Source organism: Actinophytocola sp. NPDC049390, assembly GCF_044466355.1.
In the GTDB taxonomy this organism is placed as follows: Bacteria; Actinomycetota; Actinomycetes; order Mycobacteriales; family Pseudonocardiaceae; genus Actinophytocola.
In genome coordinates this window covers 117,959-137,670 of record NZ_JBITMQ010000019.1, presented here as the reverse complement: position 1 = coordinate 137,670, position 19,712 = coordinate 117,959, and the positions used below count along the sequence as shown (strand labels likewise).

The following is a 19,712-nucleotide window of genomic DNA, read 5'->3' as shown; positions in this document are numbered from 1 at the left end:
TCTCGACAGGACGGGTCTGATTGCACGAGGTGACAGGAACGATGGGGAAGAGCGATCCGCGAGCACGGGATCGGATCATTGGAGCAAAGCTGCGGGCGATTCGCACTGAGCGGGCGGATATTTCGCTCGAACGTGCGGCGGAGATGGCCGGGTGGTCACCGAGTCGGCTCAGCCGGACCGAGCGTGGGCTGCGGAACGTGACCACGGACGAGGTGGCCACTCTCCTGACTGCATGGCGGATCCCCGCTGGGGAGCGGGAGGAGGTTCTCGCCGAGGTTCAGGCTGGGTCTTCGTCGGGGTGGTGGGATCGGCCGCTGCCGGGCGTTCCGGCGCACGTGGGGGCGCTCGCCAGCTATGAGGCGGACGCCTACGAACTGGTGGACGTGTCACCTAACGCGGTGCCAGGGCTGCTCCACACCTATGAGACCGCGATTGCAGTGATGCGAGCGGGCAGCCTCCCGGAGGACGACTTGGAGACCCGCTGGATGGTTCGACTGCGGCGGCAACAGATTCTCGGCAAGGTGGACTACACGGCCTTCATCGGCGAAACAGCGTTGCGGACGCCGTTCGGCGGCCGCCAGGCGCTCAAGGGACAGCTCGAACACCTTCTAGGCGCTCAGGACAGGGCGATGCGAATCCGCGTCATACCAGCACACCAGACGAAGGTGCTGCTCCTCCACTCCTGGATGTTTATGCGTTTCCCGAACACGAAACCCGTGGTTTATGTTGAGCTGTCGGTGGGAGCGTTCTACATCCACGATCAGGACGTAGCGCCCTACACAGCAACGCTTGAACGGCTGGATCAGGTGGCCCTGACACAGGATGACAGTCGTAAGCTGATGGGCGATCTGGTGAAGAGGTTGTGATGATGTGGCGCAAGTCGAGCAAGAGCAACACTGGGGACTGTGTTGAAGTGCGGCGGGATTTAGCCGCGTTGCGGGACAGCAAGCAGCCGGGTGGGCCTCAGCTGGCCACGCCTGAGTTAGGCATGCTGATCAAGCGGTTGAAGAGCGGCGAGTAGGTCTTCCAGCGCCCCATCCGGGAAGGGTGGGCCCCAGGGGATCCTCGCTTCGAAGACGGGGACCTCTTCCACCAGGTCGCCCAGGGCCTGGAAGGTCGCGGCCATAGACGCTGTGTCCTGCCAGCCCAGAACCCTCGGGTAGCGGCTCAGCCTCAGCAGGGCTTCCGCCGCGCCCAGGCGGCGTAGCGCCACCTCCGTGACCTCGCGGCTCGGCCTCGGGACCACGCACGCGGCCAGGGGCAGCGGAGCCGCCGCGAGAGTGCGGGGGCGTTGGGCCAGGCGGCCGTCAGCCGTCTCGTACGTCTCGCCCGTGGCGAGTTGGCGGGCGTTGTCGCGTAGGCGATTCTCTGTCCCGCCTGGGTGGGCCAGTCCGTTCTGTACGTGCAGCACGTCATCCGTCAGCAGGGCGCAGCCGAGGTTGCACAGGGCCGCCGCGAGGGTGGACTTGCCCATGCCTGACGAACCCACGAACGCTATGGCCGATCCATGGGTCTCTACCGCGCTGGCGTGGAGTACCAGGGCGTTGTGGAGCATCAGGTGGATGGCCACCACCGCGCCTGCGATGAGTACTGGGAGCAGGGCCCCGTCAGCGTCGGGGTGTTTGTGCACCGTGATGTGCTCGAAGGCCCGGTCTCCTTCGAAGTCGCACAGGGCCGGGTAGCGGAGGACTGTTCGGCTGCCGCGGGAGAGGGTGTAGAAGATCGTCCTGTTCGGGCGGGCGACCTCGGCCAGGCGTTCACCCGGGGGGCGTTCGTGCGGGACTTCCCGGTCGTCGCCTCGGCACAGGGTCAGGTCCGGGATGCCCTTGCCGGGTGGCATGGGAAGGGGGAAGTCGCTCGCTATGTGGAGGCCGTGGGCTCGGTAGGTGTGGGTCATACCGCTCCCAGGGTGGCGTAGCGGGCCGACTCCGGGTCCAGGGTGCGGCCGTCGATCTCCAGCCAGGAGTGGGCCACGAACTCCGTGCCGTCCTTGCGGACGCCGATGCGGAGGACCGGGTTCAGGTGGCGCAGCCGTCTGCCCAGGACCAGGCAGCGGCGCAGGCAGGTGCTGCCCGGGGGCCAGTGGGCCACCGCGTACTGGCAGGCGTGGACCGGCGTGCGGGTGTTGCGGGGCAGCACCGCGCGCTTCGTGGCCGGTGGGGTGGCGCTTTCGAGGTCGCTGGTGATGCCCAGGGTGCGGCAGACCGCCGTGAGGTCGGCACGGTGGAGGCCGCGTTCGATCCTGGCCAGCCAGTAGTAGGCCCTGGCCAGTTCCAGGGCGAACCGCACTCCGCGTCTCATGCCAGCAGCCGTGCCTGGCGGAGGCGGTCCACGAAGACGGCCACGTCACGGCGGGCTGTGGGCTCGTCGACGTCGTACTCGGCGACGATCGTGGTGACCAGGTCGTCCATGCAGCGTTCCTCGGCCAGCAGCTCGAAGACGCGGCTGCCCACGCCGGTGATCGCGAAGTACCGCGAGTTCGGCAGGTCCAGCACGATGGTCTCGCCGCCGATGGTGCGTGCGGAGATGTCGGTGGTGCGCAGTCGCATGGCATCTTCCTTCCCGCGCTCCACTGTGGATTCGGGCGGAGACGGCGCCGCGTTACCCGACGAGAAACAATCGTGACCGCTTCGACGACATCCTGTGTGTGCGGGTCGACTCGGAGGTGCGTGCGCTGCCTGCGCGGGTCGGTCCGCCGCTCGGTGTGACGTCCGTGCTCGCGGCGATCACGCTGGTCGTGCTGGGGTTCCTGTTCGCCGGGGAGTCCGTCGGCGCTGCCGTCGACGTGGGGATCCGGGAGGACCTGCGCGATCTTGGGGCGCCGTGGCGGCAGCTCGCTCTCGTCGTGGACTGGACCGGGGAGCCGGTGGGCGCGGCCGTGGTGCTCACCACTCTGGTGATCGTCTTTCTGCGGGCGGGAAACCGGCGTGCGGCGGTGCTGGCGGTGGCGGGACCCGCGGCCGCGGTCGCCGTGACGACCGGCATGAAACCGTTGGTGGGCAGGACGATCAACGACGGGTTCCTGGCTTTTCCCAGTGGGCACACGGCTTCCGCGACCGCGTTCGCACTCGTCGTGATGCTGGTGGTGGTGCGTCAGCGGTCCGCCGGGGTCGGCATGGCGCTGATCGGGGTCGTGACCGTGGCAGCCGCGTTCGCGATGGCGTGGGCGCAGGTGCTGCTCAACGCGCACTACCCCACCGACACGCTCGGCGGGTTCTGCGCCACGTTCGCCGTCGTGCCCGCCGTGGCGTGGACCATCGACCGGCTCGCGGAGCGCCGCACCGGATGATGGGTGATCGGGTTACGGCACCGGCGTGCGGATCCACCGCCTGTTGAACTCGCCCGGTGGAACAAGGCGGTCGCCGCCCCGGGCTGCCCCTGCCCGTGGCGGCCGACCGCCGACCGGGAACTCACTCTCCCTGCGCGCGGCGGCGCACCGGCCGTGCCGCCGTCACCGGAAGCCACCCACGACTGACCTGGGGTCTCGCCGTCGCCTGTGGAGCTGGGTGCCTCTCTCGGTGCCGCGTGTGACGTTCCCGTCACTCACTACGTTAGGGCCGGTTCGCCGTCGCGAATGAGACACGTTCGTACCTCAAAGTTCGTCGATCGTCACCAGACCGTCCTGGAGGGCCCGTGCGACCAGGGCCGCCTTGGTCGGGGCGGCGCGGCCCGCGCTCGCGTACTTGGCGCGGACGCGGGTCAGGTAGGTGTTGACGGTGTTCACCGTGATGTTCAGGGCGTCGGCCACGGTCTTCTTCGACTCGCAGTGGAACCACTCGCGCAGGACGTTGATCTCCTGCTCGGAGAGCTTCGGGCGGTTCGGGTTGGTGTCCGTGCCGAGCGCGCCCGCCAGCGCGGGCGGGGTGTAGGGCTCGTGGCGGGCGGCCGCGTGGATGGCCGCGACCAGGTGCGACTCGCCCTCGGCCTTCGTGAGGTAGGTGAACGCGCCGATGTCGAGACAGGTCAGCGCGGTCTCCTGGTCGTCACGCATGGTGCTCACGACGACCGTGCGGCCGGCGTCGACGAGGCGCTTCAGCTCGCCGTAGGCCGGGCCGGTCATGTCGAGCTGCAGGTCCAGCACCACCACGTCGGCGTCGGCGCCGGGGCCGACCCACGCCGTCGAGACCGTCGGGCCCGACGCCACCACGTCGATCGGCGGGTCGGCTATCGCGCACCACGCCCGCACACCCGCCACCACGACCGGGTGGTCGTCGACCACCACCACTGTGATCATGTTCGCCGCCATGTCGTCTTGACCCACAGCTTTCCCCCGTTGTCCACAGTAGACATCCTGATGGCCGGGTCCTTGGTCGTCGGTACCAGCTCCAGCGGCGCGTCCGCGACCACGGACACGGTGACCTCGTCGGCGGCACCGAGCACCGTCACACGTGCGGTGCTGGCGGCCGTGGCCAGCGCGGCGACCGCGGGATCGGTCAGCGCGCGGCGCACGGCCTTCGGCACCTGCGGACGTTCGCCGCGCTCGGTGAACTGGACCGTGATCCCGTTGCGTTCCGCCAGCTCCACACAGGCCCGCAGCTCGTGGGAGAGCTGGTCGGGCACGCTCGAGTCCTCCGCCAGCAGCCGCCGCACCCGCGCCGCCTCCACCGCGCACGCGCGGCGGAACACCGGGTCGCCCGGGTCGGCCTTGCCGGACGCGAGCGCGGCCAGCAGCGGGGCGGTCGAGTCGGCGAGGGCCGCGTAGCGCTCGGTGCGGTCGCGGTGGACCTGCTCGGCCACGGCCCGTTCGGTGCGCAGCCGTTCCTCGCGGTAGGTCACGGCCGCCGCGGTCATCGCGACGGGCCGCAGCACCACGGTGACCACGCCGACCGCCAGCTGGTAGCTGAACACGACCACCGTCGCGTTCACCGCCTCGGCGACCGTGATGGCCGCGTCGCCGCCGAGCGCGGTGTGCGTGAAGGTCATCGCGTAGTGGGCGGCCAGCGCCACGGCGATCACCGCGACCCGGTAGTCGAGGACGAGCAGCAGGAGCGTCCACGCCGCGTCACCTTCTGACCAGTGGGGCAGGCCGAGGCGCAGCTCGGGCGGGATGGACTCGGTGCTCAGGGCCGCGATGCCGAACACGACCGCCACCAGCGGCCAGCGCAGGACGCCGAGCGGGCGTTTGCGCCACAGGTGCCACGCCACCACCAACGTCACGGCGATCAGCACCGCCAGCGTGAGGATCTGGACCGTCAGCGACCGGTAGTGCTGCTGGTTGGCGACGAGCCGGGGCACGTCGAGGCCGAACAGGATGATCAGGTTCATCACGACGACCGCCCACCGCAACGCCGTGCCGACGCCGGTCCTGATCGTCTCGAGGTCCGCGCCGGAACGCACCGGTTCGGGGAAGGTGGTCAGCGGACGGGTCAGGCGGACCCGCGTGCCGTCGCCGGGTCGGCTGATCACCTCGGCGGAACCACCCGCGCGGGTGAGGCGTTCGACGATGGAACGGGTGACGCCGTAGCGGTGGCCGTTGACGCGCGACGGGTCGAAACCGGTGCCGCGGTCCGCGACCTCCACCACCACGGTGTCGTCGTACCCGTGGACGGACACCGTGGTCTCCGTGACGCCCGCGTGGCGGACCACGTTCGTCAGCGCCTCCCGGACGCCGCCCGCGAGCGCGACCGCGTCGGCGGCGGGCACGGTCAGCTGGGCGGGGGCGTCCCAGCGGACGGTCAGTGGCATGTGGCGGGCGACGTCCCGCAGGTGCGCGACGAGGTCGATCTCGCCCGCCGGGGACGCGTGGTCACCGCTGATCGCCGCCAGGTCGCTGGCGGCCTGCGCGGACAGCCAGGCCGACGGTGTGGCCGCGACGCCCGAGCCGATCATGAGCAGGGTCGCGCTCGCGGTGTCGTGGAGGGCGGCGAGGTACTCGCGTTCGTCGGTGCGGCGGGCCTCGGCGACCGCGGCGTCCCGGCGTGCCTGCTCGCTGCGGGCGACCGCACGGTCGGCGTCGCGGGCACCCTTGCGGACCAGCAGGTACAGGGCGCGGGACAGGCCCGCCTCGATGAACGTCCACAGTTGGAGCGGCAGCACGTCGAGCCAGCCGGGTGAGTCGGCGATCGCCGCGCCGGCGAGGAAGGCGGCCATGACGATGAGCGTCGCGACGATGTGGGCGGCCAGGCTCATCTGCCACGCGTAGGCGATGACCGTGATGCCGATGATCGCGATGATCCAGGTGACGCCGTGTGCGGAACCGTTCGGGACGGTCCACGGCTGCGTCAGGCAGACGGCCGAGACGATGACGACGTCCACCGGGATGAGGAGGCGGCCGCGGCGCGGGTAGCGGAAGTAGTAGAAGACGGTCCAGGAGACGTAGCCCAGGACCACGAACACCGTGAACAGGGGTGCCGGTGTGGTCTCGAGTGCGATGGAGACCAGGCCCGCGACGGCCGACATGACGATCCGCAGGCCGATCGCGTAGCGGGTTCCGGCACGCAGCAGTTCCCGCTCAGTGCTCCCGAGCTGGGTGTCCCCGACCACGCGCCACCGCCTTGCCGGATGGATGCGTCATCGGCATGTTACCCAGCGCTGTGATCTTTCAGGCAAACGTGCGGATCAGGGCTCGAGGCAGGCGTCGCCGTCGCGATGCCACGGCAGCGCCCCGCGAGTCGCGTTCCCAGACACAACGAGTTGGCGGTTTCGTGCAGCCCCGAGTACCGGGCAACTGCACGAAACCACCAACTCGGTATGCGCGGGAACGCGACTCGCGGTGTTCGGGAACGCGACTCGCGGTGTTCGGGAACGTGACTCGCGGGGTCACTGCGGCGGCGCCGCGCGAGTCGCGTTCCCAGACACAACGAGTTGGTGGTTTCGTGCAGGTTCCCAGTGCCGGGCAACTGCACGAAACCACCAACTCGGTATGCGCGGGAACGCGACTCGCGGTGTTCCCAGACGCGACTCGCAGGGTCACCGCCGCCGCGGCGCCGCGCGAGTCGCGTTCCCGGACACAGCGAGTTGCTGGTTTCGTGCAGGCCCCCAGTGCCGGGCAACTGCACGAAACCACCAACTCGGTATGCGCGGGAACGCGACTCGCGGTGTTCCCAGACGTGACTCGCGGGGTCACTGCGGCGGCGCCGCGCGAGTCGCGTTCCCGGGCACAGCGAGTTGGTGGTTTCGTGCAGGTCCCCAGTGCTGGGCAGCCGCACGAAACGACCAACTCGGTATGTGCGGGGGCGCGACTCGCGGTGTTGCCGCGGCGGCGGGTCAGGCTTGTTTGCGGAAGACCGGCTTTGTCGGGCGGCCGCCCAACCATGGGGTTGGGTCGCCCGCGTCCAGGGCCTGTCGGTAGACGGCGCACGCGTCGGCGACCACCGACACCGTGCGGTCGATGTCGGTGTCCGTCAGCGCGCTGCTGACGACGAACGACGGGCCGATCACGCCGCCCATGATGAGCCTGCGCATGAACAGCGTCCGGTACGGCTGCGACGGGTGGCCGTCCTGGTCCAGGGTCGCGAACACGAGGTTGCTGTCACGGCCGCGGACCACTACGTGCGTGCCCACCCCGGCGGCCGCCGCGGCCTGTCGTACGCCCGCGGCCAGGCGGGCGCCGAGGTCGTGGAGGCGCTGGGCGATGCCCTCCGCCGCATAGGTGTCCATGACGGCCATCGCCGCCGCCAGGGCGTGGGTCTCGCCGCCGTGGGTGGTGGACAGAAGGAAGACGCGTTCGCGGGAGTCGCGCAGCCCGCCCAGTTCCATCAGGTCGCGGCGGCCCGCCAGCGCGGACACGGCGAAGCCGTTGCCGAGGGCCTTGCCGAACGTCGACAGGTCCGGGGTCACCCCGTACACGCCCTGCGCGCCCGCCTCCGACCAGCGGAAACCGGTGATCATCTCGTCGAAGACCAGCACCACGCCGTGACGGGTGCACAGGTCACGCAGGCCCTCCAGGTAGCCCTCCGGCGGGTCGGTCTGGGTGGCCGCCTCCAGGACCAGGCATGCGACGTCGTGCGTGTCGAACAGCCGCGACACCGCCGCGACGTCGCCGTACGGGAACGAGACCACGTCCTGTGCCGGGATGCCCGCGTTCATCGCCGTGGTGCCGATGAACCAGTCGTCCGTGGAGAAGAACGGCTGGTCCGCGCACAGGGCGACGACGGTGCGGCCCGTCGCGGCGCGGGCCAGGCGGACCGCGGCGGTCGTGACGTCCGAGCCGTTCTTCGCGAACTTGACCATCTCGGCCGTCGGCACCGTCGCGAGGAACTTCGCGGCCGCCTCCACCTCCAGCGCCGCTGGCCGGACGAAGTTGCTGCCCAGGTCCAGCTGCGCCCGCACGGCCTCGACGACGCGCGGGTGTGCGTGGCCGAGGCTCACGGCGCGCAGGCCCGAGCCGTACTCGATGTAGGAGTTGCCGTCGACGTCCCACACGTGCGCGCCGCGCCCGTGGGAGATCACCGGGGCCATGCCCTCCGGGTACTGGTCCTCGCCCTTGGCGTACGTGTGCGCGCCGCCGGGCACCATGTCGTGGAGGCGCTTGTTCGCTTCAGCGGAGCGGGCGAAGTCCATCGCGTGTTCCTTCCAGCGCCGCGGCCAGGCTCGGCGCCTGCCGGTCACGTCGCGACAACAGTGCCGGGGGCAGCGGCCACGGGATCGCCAGCTCCGGGTCGTCGAAGGCGATCGCCACGTCCTCCGCCGGATCGTGTGCCCGGTCGATGCGGTAGGAGACGTCGGCGGGCTCGGTGAGCGCCTGGAACCCGTGCGCGCAGCCGGCGGGCACGTACAGCGTCACCTGTGTATCGCCCGACAGCTCCACGTGTTTCTGGTTCAGGTACGTCGGGGAGCCCGGCCGCAGGTCCACGATCACGTCGAACACGCGGCCGTAGCTGCAACGGACCAGCTTCGCCTCCCCGCGCCCGGACCGCAGGTGCATGCCGCGCAGCACGCCACGCGCCGACCGCGACAGGCTGTCCTGCACGAACCCGTCCGGGTCGATGCCCGCCGACCGGACCACCTCGGCGTCGAAGGTGCGGCTGAAGAAGCCGCGCTCGTCGACGTGCGGGGACGGTTCGAACACGTACGCACCCGCGATCTCGGGCACGGGAATGGCTTTCATCGCTAGTCCTTCGACACCAGGAAATACGCGTAGCGCCGGTCGAGCTCGTTCTCCGGCACCAGGGTCAGGCCCTCCGGGCGCAGACCGACACGGGTGACCAGGTCCCAGAACTCGGGCACCGAGTAGGTGGTCATGCCCGCCACGCTCGTGCGGTAGCCGCGGCGGCGTGGGCGGGACCAGAAGTCACCCTCGTGGTACTTCACCTGGATCAGTGCCAGGCCGCCCGGCGCCAGCACGCGGGACGCGATGCGCAGCAGCCGTTCGCCGTACTCGGGGGTGGGGATCAGCTCGAAGAGGTAGAAACAGAGGAAGAGATCGCAGGTGCCGATCTCCTCGATGACCCGCTCGGGACGCGCCACCTCGGCGAGCACCGGGGTGAACGGGACGTCCGAGTGGGTGGACACCTGCCGTGCGCACTCGTCGAGGGTCGCCGTCACCACGTCGACGCCGACGAACTCGGTCGCCCTCGGTGCGAAGTGGATCGCGTTGGCGCCGCCGCCGCAGCCCCACTCCACCACGCGCCCGAGCGGGCGGTCGAACCCGACGGCACGCGCACCGCGGTCGAACATCTCCAGGTGCCGTTCGCCGATCTCGTACCAGAGTTCGCCGTCGCCGAAGACGGGTGCGTCCCGCCAGTGCGAGTTCGCCTTCCACGACGCGCTTCCCACGGACGTCCGGGACGCCCAGTAGTCCTGTGCGTCCGCGGCGATCCGGGACTCCGACTGGGCGAGCCCGACCCGGGCGAGGACGCGTTGCACGAGGTCCTCCGCGCGGCTGCCCATCCGCCGCACACATGCCGAAACACTCGGGGGACGAACCGGCCCGTGCCGCCGTCGTCCAACCCTGATCGTCAAGACACCACTTCCTTCTTGGTCGTGGCCGGCAACCCCAGAGATGCCGACAGGACCTCGAACTGGCGTGTCAGGAGTGCGGTCCTGTGTGCCGACCGCTCGGCGAGGGCCGGGGTGATCTCCTTCGCCGCGGCCGCCACCGCGGTGAACTGTTCGATCAGCCGGTCCACGTCGACGGTCCTGGCGTCCTGCGTGTACTCGCCAAGACCCATGTCGGCCATGATCCGGTCGTTCTTCGTCGAGTAGCTGACCGAGATGGTCGGCTTCGCCTGCTTCAACGCGCAGAGCACGTTGTGGTAGCGGGTGCCGACCACCACGTCCGCCGTCGCGATCCGGGCCATGACGTCGCCGAGCGTCCTGATGGGCTCGTAGGTCACCGCGCCCGCCGGGTGCTCGCCGAGCACCTGCCGGACGACCACCTCGTCCACCTCGTCGCCGATCAGCAGCCGTACCCGCCTGCCGCTGTCGACCAGAAACCGTACGAACCGCCGCATTCCGTCCACGTAGGTCCTGTGGATGGAGTCGGCACGGGCCCGGTCGTCGTTACTCCCGTGGAAGTCCATGAGACCCACCGCGACGGTGCCGCTCTCGACCGTGACATCGGGGCTCGCCATGGCGAACACGAGGTCCGGGTAGACCTCGTCGCGGGACGTGTCGACGCCCATCTCCGCGAGCGCGTCCCGGGTCAGGGTGTCGCGGAACGAGCGGTAGTGCGCAAGCCTCGTGGCCCAGCGGACGAAGAACCGCATCGTCCGCTGCCGGATCACGTTCGACCCGACGTTGACGAACGCGACCTTGGTGCCGGTGAGCCTGCCGAAGAAGCTGAGCAGGAACAGCGACAGCGGGAACCCCCACGCCCGCAACGGAAGCGTGTTCTCCAGCACCCCCGCGCCGGGCACGATCACGACGTCGTGACGGCGCACCCAGCGCAGAACCCGTGCCGAGTCACGGAACTTGCAGACCGCCTTGACGGCGACCCGCACGGGCAGCACGGGGTCGCGGTGCCGCGTGAAGTACCAGTACAGCGGGGTCGACGGGATGCCGTAGCGCTCCTCGACCACCTCCGGACCCGAGCACAGCGCGCTCACCTCGACGTCCGGGTGGTGGTCACGCAAGTAGGCGAGCACGACCTCGAGCGAGCCGTCGTTGCCCATGTTCCCCGCGCCCAGCAACCCGAACACGCCGACCTTCACTGGTGCGCTCCCCGGGGGACGATGCCGTCGATCGACAGGACCTGGTTCTTCGGCGCCTCCGCGGGCCTGCTGGAGGCGGCCACGACCTTCCGGGTGACGCGGCTGCGCAGGTACTCGGCGAGGTAGCCGTAGCACTTCCGCTTCTCCGCCGCGCTGATCGGGGCGCGGCGGATGAGCGCCACGTACGCCCACGCGTACTCGGCGAGCAGGCGCGGCGCCGGGTTGAAGCCCTTGGCGCGCTTCGGGTCGAGGTTCGCGCAGCGGCTGCGGATGCTCGGGTTGGCGCGTTCGGCGCGGGTCTCGTGGTCGCGGCGGAAGTACAGCAGCTCCGGCACCTGGTGGAAGCGGCCCTGCATGGCGACGTCCATGACGAAGGTGCGGTCCGCGTGGTGGTAGCTGTCGTGCGGCTTCACCCGGCGCAGGTCCGCGGTGCGGATGACGCCGTAGAAGTCGTCGCCGCCGGGCGCGTGCAGCAGGCCGCGGAACCGTTCCGACGGGGACGGCGAGTCGGTGGGGATGCGGTAGTCGTACGGCTCGATGATCGCGCCCTTGCTGTCGATCGTCGCGTTGTAGGAGTGCGCGAGGACGTGGTCGGGGCGCTCGTCCAGGGCCTCGACGCAGCGTTCGAGGAGCGTGCGGCCGTACAGATCGTCGTGGGAGGCCCACTTGAACAGTTCGCCGCGGGCGAGGGTGAACACGTGGTTGTGGTTGCCCGCGGCACCGATGTTCGCCGGTAATCGGTGGTAGGCGATGCGGGAGTCCATCGCCAGGTACCGCTTGCAGATGTCGGCGGTGCCGTCGGTGGACGCGTTGTCGGTGATGATCAGCTCGTAGTCCTCGTAGGACTGGCCGAGCAGCGCGTCGAGCGACTCCGCGAGGTACTCCTCGCCGTTGTAGACGGGTAGGCCGATCGTCAGTCGTGGTGTCATGACGTCCTCACGAGTTCGGGTTCTGGCGTGTGCTCGCGCAGCGCCGCGCGTAGTTGCAGCCACCACAGGCCCGCGCCGAGCCACATGGCGGTGGTGGAGCCCCAGCTCATGCCGACCGCGCCACCCAGCCACGCGCCGACCAGGCCGAAGCCGAGGTAGCCCGCGGACGCGACCAGCTGGGCACGCAGGCTCCTGGGTGCCGCGCCGAGCGCACGGAGCCCGGCGGCCGCACCGGCGACGACGCCCGCGCCGGTCACCGACAGGGACACCGGCAGGATCAGGGGTTCCGCGTGTGCCCAGACGTCGTCGAGGACGAGCCTGCCGAGCGCGTCGGGCACTCCGAACAGCAGGATCGCGCCCCAGGTCGCGGCGGCGCCGGCCTGCACGCCGCCGAGGGTGAGGCAGAAGCGGAAGAGTCGTTCCGGCGCGCGGCGCAGGACACGCGCCGCTTCCGGCACCGCGACCAGGTTCAGGCCCATGAGCAGCGCCAGGAACGGGCCCAGCAGCAGTTCGGCGCCGCGGATCGCGCCGACGTCGGCGAGACCGGCGATCGCCCCCAGCCCGTACATCCGCAACTGGGAGGCACCGGAGTTGCTCACGTTCTCGACCAGGTAGCGGGAACCGAGTTCCTTGTGCCGGCGCAGCCAGTCCGTGACACCGGCGAAGTGCGGCACGATCCCGCTCTGCAGCCAGCCGCAGGCGGCGGCCAGCAGCGACGCGCCACCCCAGGCCAGGACGAAGCCCCACACGGTGCCGTGCGCGGACGCCAGGAGCAGCAACGGAACCATCGCGACTGCCCACACGACGTCGTTGACGAACGCCTTGTGGCCCTGACCGTTGGCGAAGAACGCGAACCGCCAGCTGTCCTGCAGCAGCATGCCGGGCGCGACGACGGCCAGTGCGACGAACGCGGCCCCGAGCGTGCCGCCCAGCGCGAGGCCCGCCAACGCGGACAGCGCCGCGAACGCGGCGCCGACGGCGATCGCCGTGCCCGCCGCGCGGGAGGTGGCCGTCTTCCAGTCCGCTGTGGACACCCCGCTGAAGCGCACGACGAGCGGGTCGGTGGCGAGGCCACGCGAGACGTTGAGGAGCACGCCGTAGGTCACCCACGCGAGGCTGAAGATGCCGAACGCGGCGACACCCAGCTCGCGGGCGACGAAGACGCCGACCACGAAGTTGGTCATGCTCGATACGGCCTGGTCGCCGAGCCCCCACGTCAGACGCCGTGCGATGCCACCCAAGCTAACCCTCTTTCAGTAGACCGGCGGCAGCTAGTGCGCCGGCTGCCGCGGCCACGGCGGGGAACGGGAGGCGGGCACGTTCGGCGATCGCGAGCAGGTCGTGGTCGCCGTCGGACAGGTTCAGCACCCACAGCATCGCCAGCTGCGCGTCCTGCGCGTCGCTGCGACCGCCGAGCGACTCGTACAGACCCCGCCTGCCCAGCTGCGGTTCGCCGTACGGGCTCAGGTTGACGTACCGCCGGTTCCGGTCGAGCACGTCGACCGCCTCGCGGCACACGGTGAGGGTGTCCACCATGGACTCGGGCGTCACGAAGTCCGGGTTGTCACCCGAGGTGTGGTACTCCGGGTAGCCCGCGTACGGGGTGCGGGTGAGCGAGCCGACGCCCAGGTCGTAGCCCGGAGAGCAGTACTGGCGCTCGTCGTAGCCGTACGGGGAGAACTCGCGGATCTCGTGCGGCCGGTCGCGGAGCACGTGCGCGAGGACGCGGTCGATCTCGGCGTTCCCGCGGCGGCTCTGCTTGTAGGTCAGCGAACCGCGGTCGCCCGCGCAGGCCAGGACGATGCCGTGCTTGACCTTGGTGGCGTCGTTGCGGGCCAGCCACGTGATCGCGCCGATCGTGCCGGGCGCGAAGATGAACCGGTAGGTGTAGTACGGGTTCTCGAGGGACTTCGCCAGCTCCACCGCCACCGCGACACCCGCCAGGTTGTCGTTGGCGAGCGACGGGTGGCACACGTGGCAGGACACGATGACCTCGTCGGCCACCCGGCCCGGCACCACGTGCTCGGCGTAGGTGAGCGACCCGTCGGCCAGCGTCGAGTCGACCACCACCTCGTAGTCGCCGTCCGGCATGGCGTCCAACGTGGACTGTGCGAGGCAGAAGCCCCACGTCGGCGCGTAGTAGGACGTGCGGTACGGGACGAGCCACGGCTGCTCGGGCAGCGTGTGGAGGTGGCTGCGCAGCTCGGACAGCGGCATGGTCCGGTTGACCGGCACGCTGTAGCCGACCACGTGCAGGTTCAGCGCCTGGAAGTCCACGACCCGCTTGCCGTCGCGGGCGATGTACGCGTCGCGGATGTTCCACTCCTGCGGCACAGTCCAGTCGAGGACCTGCGTCCCGGTCGGCACCTCGTGCACGGTCAGGTCGAGGTGCTCGCCGACGACGGCCAGGGTCTCGCGCACGCCGTCACCGGTGATGCTCCGGCACAGCGGGTACAACCGCCGCACCAGAGCGTGCATGCGATCACCACTAGACATGCCGCAGCGTTCCGTCCACCGTGCCGTCGTTCGCGCGGTCCTTCAGCCATGCCAGACGCGTGAACCGGCGCTCGAACGACTCCTTGGTCAGCCCGTGCCTCTGGTAGGCCTCGAGCAGCTCGACCGCGCCCGCCTTGACCGACCACTCGCAGTCGAAACCCGGGATCGCCGCACGGAAGCGGGAGAAGTCCACCCGGTAGGAACGCGGGTCGGCGCCGGCCTCACCGGTGATCCGCAACGTCGACCCGGGCACCGCCTCGACGACCTCGTTCGCGATCTCCGCGACCGTCACGTTGTTGCGTTCGGCGCCGATGTTGAACGCCTTGTCGTGCACGGCCTCCCGCGGCGCCGTCAGCGCGGCGGCGAACGCGCGCGCGATGTCGGCGGCGTGCACCAGCGGCCGCCACGGCGTGCCGTCGGACAGCACCAGCACCTCACCCGACAGGAACGCGTGGCCCACCAGGTTGTTCAGCACGATGTCGGCGCGCAGGCGCGGCGAGTAGCCGAACGCGGTGGCGTTGCGCAGGTACACCGGCGTGAAGTGGTCGTCGGCCAGCTCGTGCAGGTCGTCCTCCACCCGCACCTTCGACTCCGCGTACGGGGTCACCGGGCGCAGCGGCGCGTCCTCGCCGACCAGGCCGCCACCGCCGGACGCGCCGTACACCGAGCACGTCGACGCGTACAGGAACCGGCTGACCCCCGCATCGCGGGCCAGGCGCGCGAGCCGGGTGGACGCGCGGTGGTTGATGTCGTAGGTGAGGTCCGGCGCGAGCGCGCCGAGCGGGTCGTTCGACAGCGCGGCCAGGTGGATGACCGCGTCGAAACCCTCCACATGCGACAGGTGCACGTCACGCAGGTCGACCGTGTGGCCGGGCGGGTCGAGCGGCGCCGGGCCGAGCAGGCACGGCGAGAACAGGCCGGAGTCCAGCCCCACCACCTCGTGGCCCGCGGCCGTCAGCACGGGTGCCATGACCGTGCCGAGGTAGCCCTTGTGTCCGGTGAGCAGCACTCGCATGGCTAGCCCTCCCAATCGAGCAGCAGCTTCGTCACCGAGAACGCCTCCGCGTAGCGCGCCTGGCATTCGATGCCGCGGATACGCGCCAGGCCGAGGAAGGCCTCCCGGTCGTACCAAGGACGGTGTCGCTGCGAGGCGTAGTGCTGTTGCAGCAGCTCCACCTTTTTCTCCGCGATGTCCGTCGTGAGCGGCTGGTATGCGGTGGGGCGGCCGAGGTCGGCGTCCCACTTGACGATCTCGTAGCCCAGGGCGAGGTGGTTCCGGTACACCGTCGGCACCAGCCGCGCGAGGCCGCGGTGGTCCTGGTGCGCGTCCTCGGTGCGGGGCGCGAAGATCAGGTCCGGGTCGGTGCGGGTGCGCAGTTCCTCCAGCGCCGACTTGGCCTCGTCCCAGTGCGCGGGCAGGCGGCCGTCGGGCAGCTTGTGCACGGTGACGTCCAGCTCGGCGCCCGGGCAGAACGCCGCCAGCGCGTCCCGTTCCTCCTCCTCGCGTGCCGTGCCGCCGCCGGAGAGGACCAGCGCGTCGACCCGCAGGCCGGGGTTGACCTCGCACAACGTGAGCAGCGTGCCGCCCGCGCCGATCGCGATGTCGTCGCAGTGGGCGCCGAGCACGACCACCTCGCGGACGCGCGCGCCAAGACCGATCACGCGGGCACCTGCTCCCACAGCGCCCAGGGGCGGACGCCGCGCGTGTAGCCGTCGTCGAGCATGGTGCGTTCCTTGACGGTGTCCGTCGGCTGCCAGAAACCGCGGTACGGGTAGGCCAGGAGCCTGCCGCGTTTGGCCAGCTCCCCGCAGCCGTCGGCGACGAGGTCGCCGCCCTGCGGGATGTGGTCGAAGATCTCCTGCCTCAGCACGAAGTAGCCGCCGTTCTCCCACAACGGCATCTCGCTCACCGCGGTGATCGCGCCGACCATGCCGTCCGCGCCCATCTCGACGCAGTGGAACGACGACTGCGGCGGCACGACCATCATCGACGCGCCCGCGTCGGAGCTCGTGAAGCGGTCGATCATCGCGGGCAGCGGGGCGTCGGTGAGCACGTCCGCGTAGTTGGCGAGGAACATCTCGTCACCGTCGAGGTACTCGCGCACCCGGCGCAACCGCTCCCCGATGGCCGACTCGATCCCGGTCTGCACGAACGTGATCGTCCAGTCGGCGATGTCGGTGGACAGCAGTTCGGGCCTGCCGTCGCGCAGGACGAAGTCGTTGGACGTGGTCTCCTCGTAGGAGAGGAAGAACTTCTTGATGTGGTGCGCGCCGTAGCCCAGGCACAGGATGAACTCCGTGTGCCCGAAGTGGGCGTAGTAACGCATCACGTGCCAGATCAGCGGGCGCGGGCCCACCATCGCCATCGGCTTGGGCACGTCGTCGGCGGCACCGTTGCGCATCCGCATGCCGTAGCCGCCGCAGAACAACACGACCTTCATGACTTGGCCTCGACGATCTCCAGGTGCGGGATGGGGAAGACGAGCTTCCCGCCCCATTCGCCCACATAGGACAGCTGAGCGGTCAGCTCTGCGCGGAGGTTCCACGGCAGGACCAGGACGTAGTCCGGCTTGTCCGCCGCGATCTGCTCGGGCGGCAGGATCGGGATCCGCGTGCCCGGGGTGAACCGGCCGTGCTTGTACGGGTTGCGATCCACCGTGTACCGCAGGAGATCGGAGCGGATGCCGCAGTGGTTGAGCAGCGTGTTGCCCTTGCCGGGCGCTCCGTAACCGACGACGGTCCTGCCCTGCTCTGCCGCGTCGACGAGGAACCGGAGCAGGTCGCGACGGACCTTCGCGACGCGCTCCGCGAACTCGGTGTAGCCCGCCAGTTCGTGGAGACCGGCCGCCTTCTCGCGCGCGAGCACGTCCAGGACACGCTGGGTGGGTTCGCCCGCGTTCTCGGTCGGCTGGGCCAGCAGACGGATCGAGCCGCCGTGCGTCGGCACCAGCTCGACGTCCACAAGGGACAGTCCGCCGCTCGCGAGCGCACGCTTCGCCGAGGCGACCGTGTAGTACTGGAAGTGCTCGTGGTAGATGGTGTCGTACTGGTTCAGCTCGATCAGCGTCAGCAGGTGCTGCACCTCGATCGACACCCAGCCGTCGTCGGCGACCAGCGCGCGCAGGCCCTGGGTGAACCCGACGACGTCGGGGATGTGGGCGTACACGTTGTTGGCGACCACCAGGTCGGCAGGGCCGTGCTCGTCACGCACCGCCTGACCTGTCTCGGGGGACAGGAACGCGGTCAGCGTCGGCACACCCTTCTCGCGGGCGGCCTCGCCCACGTTCACCGACGGCTCGACGCCCAGGCACCGGATGCCGTGTCCGACCACGTGCTGCAGGAGGTAGCCGTCGTTGGAGGCCACCTCGACCACGAACTTCGGGTCGGTGCGCGCGACCTGCGCGTCGACGAAGTCCTTCGCGTGGCGCACCCACGAGTCGGAGAAGGACGAGAAGTAGGCGTACTCGGTGAACGTCTCCTCCGGGGTGATCAGCGGCGGCAGCTGCGCCAGCAGGCAGTCCACGCACAGGCGCAGGTGCAGCGGATAGGTCATCTCCGGTGCGTCGACCGCCTCGGCCGACAGGAACAGCTCACAGGGTGGGGTGGCCCCGAGGTCGACAACGCTCGCGAGGTTCGTCGAGCCACACAAACGGCAGTTCATCTAGTAAGCCCCCTGACCACCGAGCACCGCCCGGAAGGTCTTCCACAGGATCATCGCGTCGAGCGCGAGCGACCAGTCCTCGACGTAGCGCAGGTCCAAGCGCACCGCCTCTTCCCACGGCAGGTCGCTCCGTCCGCTGACCTGCCACAACCCGGTCAGACCGGGCTTCACGAGCAGCCGCCGCCGCACGTCCGCCTCGTAGCGGGCGCTCTCCTCCGGCAGCGGAGGCCGTGGCCCCACCAGCGACATGGCGCCGGTGAGCACGTTGAACAGCTGCGGCAGCTCGTCGATCGAGTACCGCCGCAGCAGCGCGCCGACCCGGGTCACCCTCGGGTCCCGGCGCATCTTGAACAGGACCCCGGCGCCCTCGTTGGCGGCCGCGAGGTCCTTCTTGATCCGGTCCGCGTTCCGCACCATCGTGCGGAACTTCAGGATCGTGAACTCCTTGCCGTCCTTGCCGACCCGGCGCTGCTTGTAGAACACGCCACCGCGGCTGTCGATCGCGATCGCGACGGACGCGAGCAGCATGACCGGCAGCCCCACGGTGAGCAGCAGGAACGCGCCGACGCGGTCCACCACGCCCTTCACCACGCGACGGACGCCGGTGAACGCGGGCGCGCTGACCCGCAGCAACGGCATGCCGAGCACACCGGAGACGTGCAGCCGCGGCCCGGCGACCTCCATGAGCGTCGGCGCCACCACCATCTCCGCGCCGCTGCCTTCGAGGCTCCACGCGAGCTGCTGCAGGCGGCGCGGCGTCCAGTACTGGTCGGCGGTGATCGCGACGATGCGGTAACCGCCGCGGCGGACGTGGTCGGCCAGCTCGTCGAGCGAACCGATGACGGAGACGCCGTCGACCTCCATGGCGCCGTCACCGGCCTCGCCGTCGACGGTGCAGATCGCGTCGACGCGCCACCCGACGTGCGGGGCGGCGTTCGTGCGCCTGATCAGGTCGCGGACGGTGTCGATGCTGCCCGCGGCCATCACCGGCAGCAGGCACTCGCCCTCGTAACGTGCGCGGTGCAGCACCTGTCGGAGCAGGTAGCGGGCGAGGAGCGCGAGGACCGCGGTCGCCGGGATGACGACGAACACCCACGGCCGTGTCGACACGACCCCGGTGGCGAGTCCGGCGAGGCCGAGCGCGACGGCGCCCGCGAACATGCCGCGGCCGAGCCGGACGTACTCGTCGGCGCCCTGGCCCAGCACGGTCGGGTGCCACGCCCGGTTCATCGCGAGCGAGCAGATCACGGAGATCACGGAGAGGAAGCCGAGCGTGAGGTCCTTGAACAGCGCCGCCCCGTCGACACTGAGCAGACCACCGACGACCACGGCGGTGAGGATCGTCACCAGGACGTCACTGGTGATCACGTAACGTCGGTATCGGGGTTCCCATCCGCCCACCGGCGGGTGCGAGGGTTCCTGCGGGAGTCGGCGGTTGGCAGACAGGCCCCGCAGGATCACAGGTCTCCGCCGTGGGGCCCCTAGTTGCTGGTCACGCATCGTGGTCCCCCCAGCCATGCGCGCACGCGCGCA

At 70.2% G+C, this 19,712-nt stretch carries 20 protein-coding genes; 3 read left to right on the top strand and 17 right to left on the bottom strand.

Annotated elements, in window-relative coordinates:
* Positions 1–41: 41 nt before the first annotated feature.
* Together ACIBVP_RS39775 and ACIBVP_RS39770 are read left to right on the top strand one after the other, a co-directional pair.
* Positions 42–866 carry a helix-turn-helix domain-containing protein gene (locus ACIBVP_RS39775; protein ID WP_396111700.1) on the top strand — a complete coding sequence of 275 codons (825 nt, stop codon included), beginning with the start codon at positions 42–44 and terminating at the stop codon, positions 864–866.
* The gene (locus tag ACIBVP_RS39770; protein ID WP_396111699.1) at positions 866–1,021 is read left to right on the top strand and encodes a DUF397 domain-containing protein; all 156 of its coding nucleotides are present in this window, start codon (positions 866–868) and stop codon (positions 1,019–1,021) included. The genes ACIBVP_RS39775 and ACIBVP_RS39770 overlap by 1 nt, the downstream gene beginning before the upstream one ends.
* Here the strand turns inward: ACIBVP_RS39770 and ACIBVP_RS39765 are convergent.
* Genes ACIBVP_RS39765 through ACIBVP_RS39755 form a run of 3 tightly spaced genes read right to left on the bottom strand, consistent with a single transcriptional unit; the run spans position 983 to position 2,549 of the window.
* A complete protein-coding gene (locus ACIBVP_RS39765; protein WP_396111698.1) occupies positions 983–1,897 on the bottom strand; it encodes a hypothetical protein in 915 nt (304 codons plus the stop codon). The genes ACIBVP_RS39770 and ACIBVP_RS39765 overlap by 39 nt on opposite strands.
* On the bottom strand, positions 1,894–2,301 hold the full coding sequence (locus ACIBVP_RS39760; protein WP_396111697.1) for a lasso peptide biosynthesis B2 protein: 408 nt from the start codon (positions 2,299–2,301) through the stop codon (positions 1,894–1,896). Before ACIBVP_RS39760 ends, ACIBVP_RS39765 begins: the two co-directional genes overlap by 4 nt.
* A complete protein-coding gene (locus ACIBVP_RS39755; RefSeq protein ID WP_396111696.1) occupies positions 2,298–2,549 on the bottom strand; it encodes a PqqD family protein in 252 nt (83 codons plus the stop codon). The genes ACIBVP_RS39760 and ACIBVP_RS39755 overlap by 4 nt, the downstream gene beginning before the upstream one ends.
* A 98-nt stretch (positions 2,550–2,647) precedes the next feature.
* Here ACIBVP_RS39755 and ACIBVP_RS39750 point away from each other — a divergent pair, with 98 nt between their 5' ends.
* Complete coding sequence (locus ACIBVP_RS39750) at positions 2,648–3,289, top strand: phosphatase PAP2 family protein (protein ID WP_396111695.1); 642 nt, start codon at positions 2,648–2,650, stop codon at positions 3,287–3,289.
* A 303-nt stretch (positions 3,290–3,592) separates the two neighbouring features.
* Here ACIBVP_RS39750 and ACIBVP_RS39745 read toward each other — a convergent pair whose 3' ends face one another.
* From ACIBVP_RS39745 to ACIBVP_RS39680, 14 genes are all read right to left on the bottom strand, one after another.
* Entirely contained in the window at positions 3,593–4,234 is a 642-nt protein-coding gene (locus tag ACIBVP_RS39745) for a response regulator (RefSeq protein ID WP_396111694.1), read from the bottom strand.
* Complete coding sequence (locus ACIBVP_RS39740; protein WP_396111692.1) at positions 4,231–6,483, bottom strand: sensor histidine kinase; 2,253 nt, start codon at positions 6,481–6,483, stop codon at positions 4,231–4,233. Before ACIBVP_RS39740 ends, ACIBVP_RS39745 begins: the two co-directional genes overlap by 4 nt.
* Positions 6,484–7,206: 723 nt before the next feature.
* Positions 7,207–8,502, bottom strand: a complete 1,296-nt coding sequence (locus tag ACIBVP_RS39735; RefSeq protein WP_396111691.1) for a glutamate-1-semialdehyde 2,1-aminomutase — start codon at positions 8,500–8,502, stop codon at positions 7,207–7,209.
* Entirely contained in the window at positions 8,480–9,049 is a 570-nt protein-coding gene (gene rfbC / locus ACIBVP_RS39730) for a dTDP-4-dehydrorhamnose 3,5-epimerase (protein ID WP_396111690.1), read from the bottom strand. The genes ACIBVP_RS39735 and rfbC overlap by 23 nt, the downstream gene beginning before the upstream one ends.
* Before the next feature lie 2 nt (positions 9,050–9,051).
* Complete coding sequence (locus ACIBVP_RS39725; protein WP_396111689.1) at positions 9,052–9,831, bottom strand: class I SAM-dependent methyltransferase; 780 nt, start codon at positions 9,829–9,831, stop codon at positions 9,052–9,054.
* Positions 9,832–9,899: 68 nt separating this feature from the next.
* Positions 9,900–11,093 (bottom strand): polysaccharide pyruvyl transferase family protein, encoded by a 1,194-nt coding sequence (locus ACIBVP_RS39720; RefSeq protein ID WP_396111688.1) that lies wholly within the window; start codon positions 11,091–11,093, stop codon positions 9,900–9,902.
* Positions 11,090–12,022 carry a glycosyltransferase family 2 protein gene (locus ACIBVP_RS39715; protein ID WP_396111687.1) on the bottom strand — a complete coding sequence of 311 codons (933 nt, stop codon included), beginning with the start codon at positions 12,020–12,022 and terminating at the stop codon, positions 11,090–11,092. The genes ACIBVP_RS39720 and ACIBVP_RS39715 overlap by 4 nt, the downstream gene beginning before the upstream one ends.
* Positions 12,019–13,206, bottom strand: a complete 1,188-nt coding sequence (locus ACIBVP_RS39710) for a hypothetical protein (RefSeq protein WP_396111686.1) — start codon at positions 13,204–13,206, stop codon at positions 12,019–12,021. The genes ACIBVP_RS39715 and ACIBVP_RS39710 overlap by 4 nt, the downstream gene beginning before the upstream one ends.
* Before the next feature lie 58 nt (positions 13,207–13,264).
* Positions 13,265–14,518 (bottom strand): DUF4910 domain-containing protein, encoded by a 1,254-nt coding sequence (locus ACIBVP_RS39705; protein WP_396111685.1) that lies wholly within the window; start codon positions 14,516–14,518, stop codon positions 13,265–13,267.
* Entirely contained in the window at positions 14,511–15,533 is a 1,023-nt protein-coding gene (locus ACIBVP_RS39700) for an NAD-dependent epimerase/dehydratase family protein (protein WP_396111684.1), read from the bottom strand. Before ACIBVP_RS39700 ends, ACIBVP_RS39705 begins: the two co-directional genes overlap by 8 nt.
* Before the next feature lie 2 nt (positions 15,534–15,535).
* Positions 15,536–16,180, bottom strand: coding sequence for a PIG-L deacetylase family protein (locus tag ACIBVP_RS39695; protein ID WP_396111683.1), 645 nt, complete (start codon positions 16,178–16,180; stop codon positions 15,536–15,538).
* The gene (locus ACIBVP_RS39690; RefSeq protein WP_396111682.1) at positions 16,177–16,959 is read right to left on the bottom strand and encodes a glucose-1-phosphate cytidylyltransferase; all 783 of its coding nucleotides are present in this window, start codon (positions 16,957–16,959) and stop codon (positions 16,177–16,179) included. Before ACIBVP_RS39690 ends, ACIBVP_RS39695 begins: the two co-directional genes overlap by 4 nt.
* The gene (locus ACIBVP_RS39685) at positions 16,956–18,179 is read right to left on the bottom strand and encodes a class I SAM-dependent methyltransferase (RefSeq protein ID WP_396111681.1); all 1,224 of its coding nucleotides are present in this window, start codon (positions 18,177–18,179) and stop codon (positions 16,956–16,958) included. The genes ACIBVP_RS39690 and ACIBVP_RS39685 overlap by 4 nt, the downstream gene beginning before the upstream one ends.
* Positions 18,180–19,679, bottom strand: coding sequence for a sugar transferase (locus ACIBVP_RS39680; RefSeq protein ID WP_396111760.1), 1,500 nt, complete (start codon positions 19,677–19,679; stop codon positions 18,180–18,182).
* Positions 19,680–19,712: the final 33 nt, after the last annotated feature.